The organism is Paraburkholderia sp. (assembly GCF_049581445.1).
In the GTDB taxonomy this organism is placed as follows: domain Bacteria; phylum Pseudomonadota; class Gammaproteobacteria; order Burkholderiales; family Burkholderiaceae; genus Paraburkholderia.
In genome coordinates, this window is the sequence record NZ_JBAURZ010000158.1 from 1 (window position 1) to 8,610 (window position 8,610).

The 8,610-nt window shown below is 61.8% G+C and carries 8 protein-coding genes; 5 read left to right on the forward strand and 3 right to left on the reverse strand.

Annotated elements, in window-relative coordinates:
* Positions 1–246 (reverse strand): gamma-glutamyltransferase (locus WCA85_RS14680; protein ID WP_424065026.1); only part of this gene is annotated, 246 nt, incomplete at its 3' end.
* Between the two features lie 280 nt (positions 247–526).
* On the opposite strand from WCA85_RS14680, the gene WCA85_RS14685 reads away from it, so the two are divergent.
* Positions 527–1,504 (forward strand): LysR family transcriptional regulator, encoded by a 978-nt coding sequence (locus tag WCA85_RS14685; RefSeq protein WP_424065015.1) that lies wholly within the window; start codon positions 527–529, stop codon positions 1,502–1,504.
* Between the two features lie 16 nt (positions 1,505–1,520).
* Here the strand turns inward: WCA85_RS14685 and WCA85_RS14690 are convergent, their stop codons facing one another.
* Complete coding sequence (locus WCA85_RS14690; RefSeq protein ID WP_424065017.1) at positions 1,521–2,303, reverse strand: alpha/beta fold hydrolase; 783 nt, start codon at positions 2,301–2,303, stop codon at positions 1,521–1,523.
* Between the two features lie 250 nt (positions 2,304–2,553).
* Positions 2,554–4,020 (reverse strand): amino acid permease, encoded by a 1,467-nt coding sequence (locus WCA85_RS14695; RefSeq protein WP_424065019.1) that lies wholly within the window; start codon positions 4,018–4,020, stop codon positions 2,554–2,556.
* A gap of 233 nt (positions 4,021–4,253) precedes the next feature.
* On the opposite strand from WCA85_RS14695, the gene WCA85_RS14700 reads away from it, so the two are divergent.
* The 4 genes from WCA85_RS14700 to WCA85_RS14715 form a co-directional block, all read left to right on the forward strand.
* The gene (locus WCA85_RS14700) at positions 4,254–4,913 is read left to right on the forward strand and encodes a M24 family metallopeptidase (RefSeq protein WP_424065021.1); all 660 of its coding nucleotides are present in this window, start codon (positions 4,254–4,256) and stop codon (positions 4,911–4,913) included.
* Positions 4,914–5,187: 274 nt separating this feature from the next.
* Positions 5,188–6,465: an MFS transporter gene (locus WCA85_RS14705; protein WP_424065028.1), complete on the forward strand. Its 1,278-nt coding sequence runs from the start codon at positions 5,188–5,190 to the stop codon at positions 6,463–6,465.
* 250 nt (positions 6,466–6,715) lie between these two features.
* Positions 6,716–7,540, forward strand: a complete 825-nt coding sequence (locus WCA85_RS14710; protein WP_424065023.1) for an isocitrate lyase/PEP mutase family protein — start codon at positions 6,716–6,718, stop codon at positions 7,538–7,540.
* A gap of 73 nt (positions 7,541–7,613) precedes the next feature.
* Positions 7,614–8,610: ABC transporter transmembrane domain-containing protein (locus WCA85_RS14715; protein ID WP_424065025.1), on the forward strand; the 997-nt coding region annotated here is incomplete at its 3' end.

The window sequence follows — 8,610 nt, forward strand, 5'->3', positions numbered from 1 at the left end:
GCGCAACGGAATCGCGCCCTCGAAGTGAGGCGGCGAGGCCGCGGCCTGGCCTGCACCCGAGAGTGTGAGCACCGCGCCCGTGTTATCGCCGATCACCCAGAAGGCGTCGCCGCCGAGGCCGGTGAAATGCGGATACGTCACGGACAACACTGCGCCGATGGCGATCGCTGCCTCGATGGCGTTGCCGCCCGCGCGTAGCACGTCGCGTCCGGCGGCGCTGGCGAGCGCGTGCGGACTGGTGACCATGCCATCGCTTGAGCGGGCAAGTGAGTGACTCAAGATTGAAACTCCGTTATGGCCGAGCGGCGTCATGCGGCGTGAGATCGTGTTCGAGTCGCAGCGAGAGCGGTTTGTGCCGCGTGCTGGACATTGCCTACTCCCCCGCGCGTGAATTGTTCAAGATTAACCCGCCTTTAAAAAGGTGCAAGACCGATGCCTTGACGCGTTCACGTTTAAAACCCTTCCAGTCGACAATCGTCGTTCATACTTAGCCATCCGATCATCTGGCTATCGAATCGAGGTATGCATGGACCGCTTGACTGGCATAGGTGTATTTGTTGCCGCAGTGGATGGGGGCAGCTTCGCCGCCGCCGCGCGACGTTACGGCTTATCGCCAGCGATGGCCGGCAAATACGTCAGCGCGATCGAGGTGGAACTGAATGCGAGATTGCTCCATCGCACGACGCGGCGTCTTAGCCTGACTGATGCTGGTCAAGACTACTACGCGCGATGCAAACAGATTCTCGAAGCCTACGACGAAGCAAACCGCGAGGCGAGCGATTCGCAAGGAACCGCGCGTGGCGTGTTGCGGATTGCCGCGCCCGTCACCTTTGGGGCGATGCATCTGGGCGAAGTCGTCGCGCGTTATCTGGAGGCACATCCGCACGTCAACATTGAAGTTTCATTGAGCGACCGTTACGTCGATCTGCTCGAAGCGGGCGTGGACATCGCCGTGCGGATCGGCCGTCTGCGCGATTCGGGTCTCGTTGCGCGCCGGCTGGCGCCGTGCCGAATGGTGATCTGCGCGTCGCCTGAATATCTCGAGCGCAACGGGACGCCATGCCGTCCGCAAGATCTGCAGCAGGCGCAGCGTCTGACGTTTAGCGAGGCGGTGTCCGCGGGTGACTGGACCCTCGTCGATGCCAGGCAGCGTGCGTATGTGATCGGTGGCCCCTGCCGGATGGCTGCGAACAACACACAGATGCTGCTGGCGGCCGCGCTTGCCGGAGCCGGCGTCGCCTATGGTCCGACATTCGTGTTTGGCGAACAGATCGCGCTCGGGAAACTGGTCGTCCTGCTGCCGGAATATCACACGTCGGAATTGGCGATTCAGGCTGTCTACCCAAGCGCGCGTCACATGCCACTCAAAGTCCGCCACTTCCTCGACTACCTGGTGGCCGTGTTCGGCGACGAGCCGCCGTGGGATCGAATTCAGCCGCAACCGGCAGCGCGTGCATCGTCCGCACGGCGCGCCGGCACGCGCCGGCCTACCGGCGCCAGGTGACGATTTGCAGCAACGTTCATGCGGGCAGTTCGACAACAAACTGCTGAATGAGCGCCGCGAGCGCGGCCGGAGCTTCGAGCGGCGACAGGTGTCCCGTGCCCGGCAAAACGTGCAGCCGGGCATTTGCAATGCGAGGCAGCAGTTCGGTCTGCAAGGTTTCGACGCGATCCACCTGGTCTTGCTCGCCTGCAATCACCATGACAGGTACGTTGATCGCGGCGACCTCTGCCGCGATGTCTTCAAGCATGGCGGCATTGGGCCACGCTATTTTGGCTGACGGCGCACCACGCAGGCTGTCGTTGATAGCCTGCTCGCGGAGGACTGGGTCAAGTGGTTTCGCCGTGAGGACGTTTTCGAGCACCCACGCAATGGACTCGCGCGTATCGTAGGCGTGGCTCATCGCTGCGCGTCGCTCGTCGGGAAGGACCGTCGGCGAAGGCGGGGACGGCGCGACCAGCACGACGCCCGCCAAGCCGGCAGGGCGACGCGAAGCGAGTAATTGCGCGACCTTTCCGCCCATTGAGTGGCCGACCAGAATATAGCGCCGCAGATTCAATGCTTCGATGACACCCTCTGCGTCATTCGCCAGATCGACAATGGCGTAGCCGTGCTCGGGCGCGTCGGAGTCGCCCCAGCCGCGATGATCGATGGCAACGGTTCGATACTGGCCCGAAAGCTCGCCGGTGACGCCGTCCCATGTGCGCGACGACCCACCCCAGTAATGGAGAAACACGAGTGCCGGGTTGCCGTTACCGTTGTCCTTGACGTGAATCTTGATTCCGTTCGACGCGATGTCCATTGCGATGCTCCCCATCAATGCCAAGAGTGGTTCGATTCGGACTGAACCTGAACCGTTAAGGCATCTTAGATTTGATCGGAGCATTTGATAATTAGCGGATAAAGATCGTCAGTCGATCATCCTAAGATCGAATTGGGGCAGTCTCGCCTTGCGTATAGCGAGACGCCCAATGGCAACCGCGAGAATTCCCTCTGCCGCCCTGCCCGGGATCCGCACCGCCAATTGCGGCAGCCAACCTTGCAGGGAGCGCTCAGCGTTTGCTGGCGCGCTCGGGAAACCGCAGTCTCGAGTGATTGCGGCCATAGGAAAAGTAAATAATCAAGCCGATTATCAACCACACGAAAAGCCGAATCCACGTGACAAGGGGCAATCCGGCCATCAGCAGCAGGCAAAACAGGATGCCGAGAACCGGCACGATCGGCACACCAGGCGCGCGGAAAGGGCGCGCGGCACCGGAGTCGCTGCGTCGCAGGTAGATCACTGCGCCGCATACGAGGATGAATGCGAACAGCGTGCCAATGCTGACCATCTCGCCTAGCACGCTGATGGGCGTCAGGGCCGCGACGATCGCGACGATGGTGCCGATCATGATCTGGCTCAGATGGGGTGTCTGCAGACGCGGGTGAACCCGTGCGAACAGCGGCGGCAGCAAGCCGTCTTGCGACATTGTGAAGAAGATGCGGCTCTGTCCGTACAGCAGCACGAGAATCACGGTAGTCAGTCCCGTCAGCGCACCGATCTTGATCAGGACCGAGAACCAGGTGACGCCTATGACATCGACGCCTTTGGCGATCGGATCCGGGACGTTCAGTTCCGCGTAGGGCACAAGTCCAGTGAGTACGCCCGCGACGAGGATGTACAGCACGGTACAGATGACCAGCGATCCGAGAATGCCGATCGGCATGTCGCGCTGCGGCTTCTTCGCTTCCTGTGCGGCAGTCGAGACCGCATCGAAACCGATGAACGCGAAGAACACCACGGCCGAGCCGCGCAGAATCCCGCTCATGCCGAAGTTGCCGAATTCACCCGTATTGGCCGGAATGAACGGATGCCAGTTCGCAGGCTTGATGAAGAACACGCCGAGCGCAATGAAGGCCACCACCACGACCAGTTTGACAGCCACCATGATGTTGTTCAGTCGTGCAGACTCCTTGGTACCGAGCACGAGCATGGTGGTGAGAATGGCAATGATCAGAATGGCCGGCAGATTGATGATGCCGGTCACGGTCGAGCCGTCCGCAACCTTGACGACGGTGCCAGGCGCGGCGGCGAAAGCGGGTGGGATCGTAATGCCGACGTTACGCAGCAAGCTCACGATATACCCAGACCATCCGACCGCGACGGTCGCGGCGCCCATCGCATATTCGAGAATCAGATCCCAGCCGATGATCCACGCAAAGATCTCGCCCAATGTGGCATACGTGTAGGTATAACTGCTGCCGCATACGGGCAGCATGGCCGCCAGTTCGGAGTAGCACAGACCGACGAACGCGCAGGCAATACCGCCGAGTACAAAGGACAGGATGATGGCGGGGCCGGCGAATTGCGCGGCAGCCGTACCCGTCAAGACAAAGATGCCGGCGCCGATGATGGCGCCAATTCCCATCGCTGTGATGCTGGTGGCACCAAGTGTTTTCGATAGCGAGTGGCCTTCTGCATCTGCGCTTCCCACGATATCGGCGACGGATTTCCGTGCCATGTAGCTCGTATCAGCCATGATGAGTCGTCCCGTTCAAATGGTTTTGGACACGAACCGACTCGGCTTGCTTCGGCTCGCGGAGCACGACAAAAGCAACTGTTACCGAATGCTGGCAGACGTTAGACAGAAGGAGATGGGGAATTCAGTGTATTCCGAAACGATCGGGAAGTGAATATAGGGGTCGCCTTGGTTCCTGAAGGCAGGCGTTGAGCCAATCAATGTATTCTATGGGATATAACGGGAGAGTTTAGATGGAAGCAGCAAGGCAGCAGGCGGTCGGCAGCCGCTACGTATTGGATTCAATGAAGTTCGCACGGGATAAGACATTTGAAGTGGTCAACCGCCTGGGCCAGATCGTTCGGCCCGGCATGCTGGAGTCCGAGGCCACCGCGGAATGCAAGAGGCTGCTGGGTGAACTCGGCATGGAGCGCATCTGGCATCCCATTCTGGTGCGGTTCGGCGAAAACACGCTGAAGATGTTCAACGAGCGCTCTGACGGCGATCCTCGACTCAACGACGACGATATCTTCTTTATCGACCTTGGTGTGGTCTGGGACGGGCACGAGGGCGATTCTGGCGCCACCTTTGTAGTAGGCAACGATGCCGAGATGAAAGCGTGTGCGGACGCAGCAAAGACCGTGTTCGAAGAGGTGGAACACCATTGGCGCACGACCGGCGCAGGCGGTAAAGCCCTGTATGACTACGCGGAGCAACGCGCCGCCGCGCTCGGCTGGCGCCTGAATCTGGACATCAAGGGCCATCGCGTCAGCGATTTCCCGCACGCTATCTACAAGGCGGGCAAGCTCGGCGATTTCGACGCCCATCCGGATGCGGGCCTTTGGATCCTCGAAATCCAACTGGCACATCCGACGCGGCCGTTTGGGTCCTTCTACGAAGATTTGCTCGTCTGATCAGGCGCGCGCTTGCAGCGCCACTCGAAAAGCACGCTGGAGTTGCAAAATCAATAAGGCTTGCCAGGCAACTGGTCCCCGTCGATAACGCAATCGCTATCGCCCCATGCAGTTTCGACATTTGAGCCGGAACGCTTCCGTCCGTACACTGGCCGTTTCGTGGGTCTCGTCAGAGAACGCCACCCACAACGATAAAGGGCCGCCAAAGCCCAACGGACGGAGACGCGCTTTGAATAAACCCATCCTTCCCGCATCGTCTGCCGCGGCGCAGCCCATGCGGCTCAATTACCGCTGGCATGTGCTCATCTGGCTGCTGGTGGGCGGAATTATCAACTACATGGACCGGGCCAGTCTCTCGATTGCCGCGCCCGGCATGATTCATGAACTCGGACTGACGCGCACGCAGATCGGTCTGCTCGGGAGTGTGTTCGCGTGGACCTACGCGGTCATGCAGTTGCCGGCCGGCTGGGTGATCGACCGCTTCGGCGCCAAGCGCGCCTATGCGCTTGGCATGATCTGGTGGAGCGTGGCCACCTGGCTTACCGGCGTGGTTGGATCTATCTCCGCGTTGCTGGTGATGCGTGCGCTGCTTGCCGTGGGTGAGGCGCCATGCTGGCCAACCTCCGCGAAGATCACCGCTGCCTGGTTTCCCGCGAAGGAGCGCGGTTTCGCCACCGGCGTGTGGGATTCATCGTCGAAATGGGGACCGGCGCTCGCACCCGCCATGCTCGTCGCGCTGATGATCGCATTCGGCTGGCGCTCGCTGTTCCATGTAACGGGCGCATTCGGGATCGCGTTTGCGTTGCTGTTTTTGATGCTGTATCGCAATCCGATCGACAGCAAGCGTTTGTCCAAAGATGAACTGGCGTATATCGAAGCGGGCGGCGGCGGTCATGAACGCTCGCTGGTGAGCGCCTCGATCAAGTGGCGCTCGCTGTTTGCCCGTCGCAGTGTGTGGGGGATGATCCTCGGCTACTTCTGCACCATCTGGTTGTGGAATATTTTTCTGGTGTTCTTGCCGCTGTATCTGCTCGACCGTTTTCACATCTCATTCGCACAACTGGGCGTGTATGCGGGTATCCCGTGGGCGGGTGGCGCGGTGGGTGAAATCGCGATTGGCTATCTGGCGAAGAAGATGGTCGATCGCGATTTCGCGTCGCCAATTGACGCTAAGCGCCTATTGATCGCCTGCTGCTCGGCAGGCGCGGCGGTGTGTGCGATTGCCTTGCCGTTCACGCATTCGCTCAACGTGACGCTTGTTCTATTCACCGTCGGTCTCGCCTTTATCGCCGCTGTGGTCGGTTCGGCGTGGGCGCTGGCGGCGGATATTGCGCCGTCGTCGATGGTGGCGTCGGTCAGCGCGATCCAGAATTTTGGCGGCTACTTTGGCGGAGCGTTTTCGCCGGTGGTCGCGGGCCTTATCGTGGATCGCACTGGCTCTTACGCGCTCGCCTTTATTTCCGGCGGCGTGATCGCCGGCTGTGCGGCGCTCTTCTACTGGTTCATGGCCCGTCAACCGATCCGCGACGAGGCGGGCGCGTCAGCGAGCTGAAGCCGTGCGCGCTTGACGGAAATAACGCCCGGCTAGCGTTTTGACGCGAGCCGGGCGTTCCCCCGACGCTGTACGAATACGTGACCAACCCGAAGTTATCACCTGCAATCATGCGGTTCGCCGCTTTGACTCGCCGTTAAGCCCGGCGTAATGTCGATCCCTGCTCGTTGCCTTATCTTTCGCTTAACGCACGGTCCAGTTCGCACAACCCCATTGGGAGCCCCGGCTCCCTCCAGTCAGGAGACACGCCATGCCTCGCTCCACTGCCGAAAAACGCGCGATCTTTCGTGAACTACACATCTCGGGTTGCTTCGTGCTGCCCAATCCGTGGGATATCGGCAGTGCGCGGTATCTGCAGAGCCTCGGCTTCAAAGCGCTTGCGACGACCAGTTCCGGGTACGCGTGGTCGGTCGGCAAGGCAGACAACAGCTCGCCGCGCGAGGCGATCCTCGCTCACTTGCGCTCGCTCGTCGACGCAACCGATTTGCCCGTCAACGCGGACTTCGAAAACGGCTTCGGCTCGACTGCCGAGGACGTGGCGCAGAGCGTGGGGCTTGCGGTTGATACGGGCGTCGCGGGACTGTCGGTCGAAGATTCGACCGGCGACGCAAACGCGCCGCTGTTCGCCATCGATGTCGCCGTGGAGCGAATCAAGGCCGCACGCCGAGCCATCGACGAGCGTGGCGGCGATACGCTGCTGGTCGGACGCGCGGAGAACTTCGTCGCAGGCGTACCGGATCTGGATGACGCCACCACGCGTCTGAAGGCGTACGCAGCCGCTGGCGCCGATTGCCTCTACGCGCCAGGCATCAAGACTCGCGAACAGATCGAGGCCGTGGTGGCCGCGGTTGCGCCGAAGCCGGTCAATCTGCTGATCGGCTCGACCTCGGATCTCACGGTGCAGGACATCGCCCGGCTCGGCGTGCGGCGCATCAGCGTGGGCGGCGGGCTCGCCCGGGCGGCGTGGGGCGGACTCATGCACGCCGCGCAGCGCCTCGCCGAGGGGCGCTTCGACGGCTTTACGAACGCGGCATCGGGGGCGACGCTCAACGGGTTGTTTCGCGACGACGCCTGACTGCTGCACTTCCTCAGGACTGGCACAATCGGGGTGATCGTCGATCCATCTTTGGTCTCACTCCGGAATCCTCATGCCCGATGCCGTCTCGCCTTCGTCGCCCTCATCCCGTCTGGGGCCGCTGTTCGCGCTGTTGCCGTTCATGCGGCCGTACGCCGGGCGTTGGGCGCTCGCTTTCCTTGCGCTGGTGACTTCGGCGGGATCGACGCTGGCGTTGCCGGTGGCGTTCCGATACCTGATCGATCGTGGCTTCGCGAGCGGCGAGCGGGCCCACATCGACCGTTACTTCCTCGCGCTGTTCTTCGTTTCGTTGCTGCTGGCTGGCGCCACGGCGCTGCGCTTTTACCTTGTGTCCTGGTTGGGCGAGCGTGTCACCGCCGACTTGCGGCGCGCGGTCTACGACCACGTTCTGGGCATGAGCCCGCAATTCTTCGAGACCACGCAAACCGGCGAGGTGTTGTCGCGGCTCACTACGGACACCACGTTGATCCAGGCGGTAGTGGGCACCAGCCTCTCGTTGGGGTTGCGCAATTTCTTCCTGCTAACGGGTGGCGTGACGATGCTGGCGATCACGAGCCCGGTGCTGTCGGCGTACATCATTGCCACGCTGGTCGTGGTGGTCGCGCCCATTGTGATCTTCGGGCGTCGCGTGCGCCGGCTTTCACGCGCGAGCCAGGACAAGGTGGCGAACGCCAGCGCACTGGCCGGTGAGGTGCTCAATGCAATGCCGACCGTGCAGTCATTTACGCAGGAGCCTTACGAGGCTCGCCGGTTTGGTTCTGCGGTGGAAGTGGCCTTTGAAACCGCGCTGACCCGGATTCGCGCGCGTGCCTGGTTGACCGCCGTGGTGATCGTGCTGGTGTTTGCAGCCATCGTGTTCGTGCTGTGGCTCGGCGCGCAGTCGGTGCTGGCCGGGCGAATGACGGCTGGCCAACTGTCGCAGTTCATCCTGTATGCCGTGTTCACAGCAGGCGCAGTGGGTGCGGTCGCGGAGGTATGGGGCGAGTTGCAGCGAGCGGCGGGCGCCACGGAGCGCCTGCTGCAACTGCTCGCGGCGCGCTCGCCGGTGG

Excerpts from the sequence above, each read along its gene's own strand:
- WCA85_RS14705 (WP_424065028.1), top strand. The coding sequence starts at position 5,188 with ATGCGGCTCAATTACCGCTGGCATGTGCTCATCTGGCTGCTGGTGGGC.
- WCA85_RS14710 (WP_424065023.1), top strand. The coding sequence starts at position 6,716 with ATGCCTCGCTCCACTGCCGAAAAACGCGCGATCTTTCGTGAACTACAC.
- WCA85_RS14685 (WP_424065015.1), top strand. The coding sequence starts at position 527 with ATGGACCGCTTGACTGGCATAGGTGTATTTGTTGCCGCAGTGGATGGG.
- WCA85_RS14700 (WP_424065021.1), top strand. The coding sequence starts at position 4,254 with ATGGAAGCAGCAAGGCAGCAGGCGGTCGGCAGCCGCTACGTATTGGAT.
- WCA85_RS14690 (WP_424065017.1), bottom strand. The coding sequence starts at position 2,303 with ATGGACATCGCGTCGAACGGAATCAAGATTCACGTCAAGGACAACGGT.
- WCA85_RS14695 (WP_424065019.1), bottom strand. The coding sequence starts at position 4,020 with ATGGCTGATACGAGCTACATGGCACGGAAATCCGTCGCCGATATCGTG.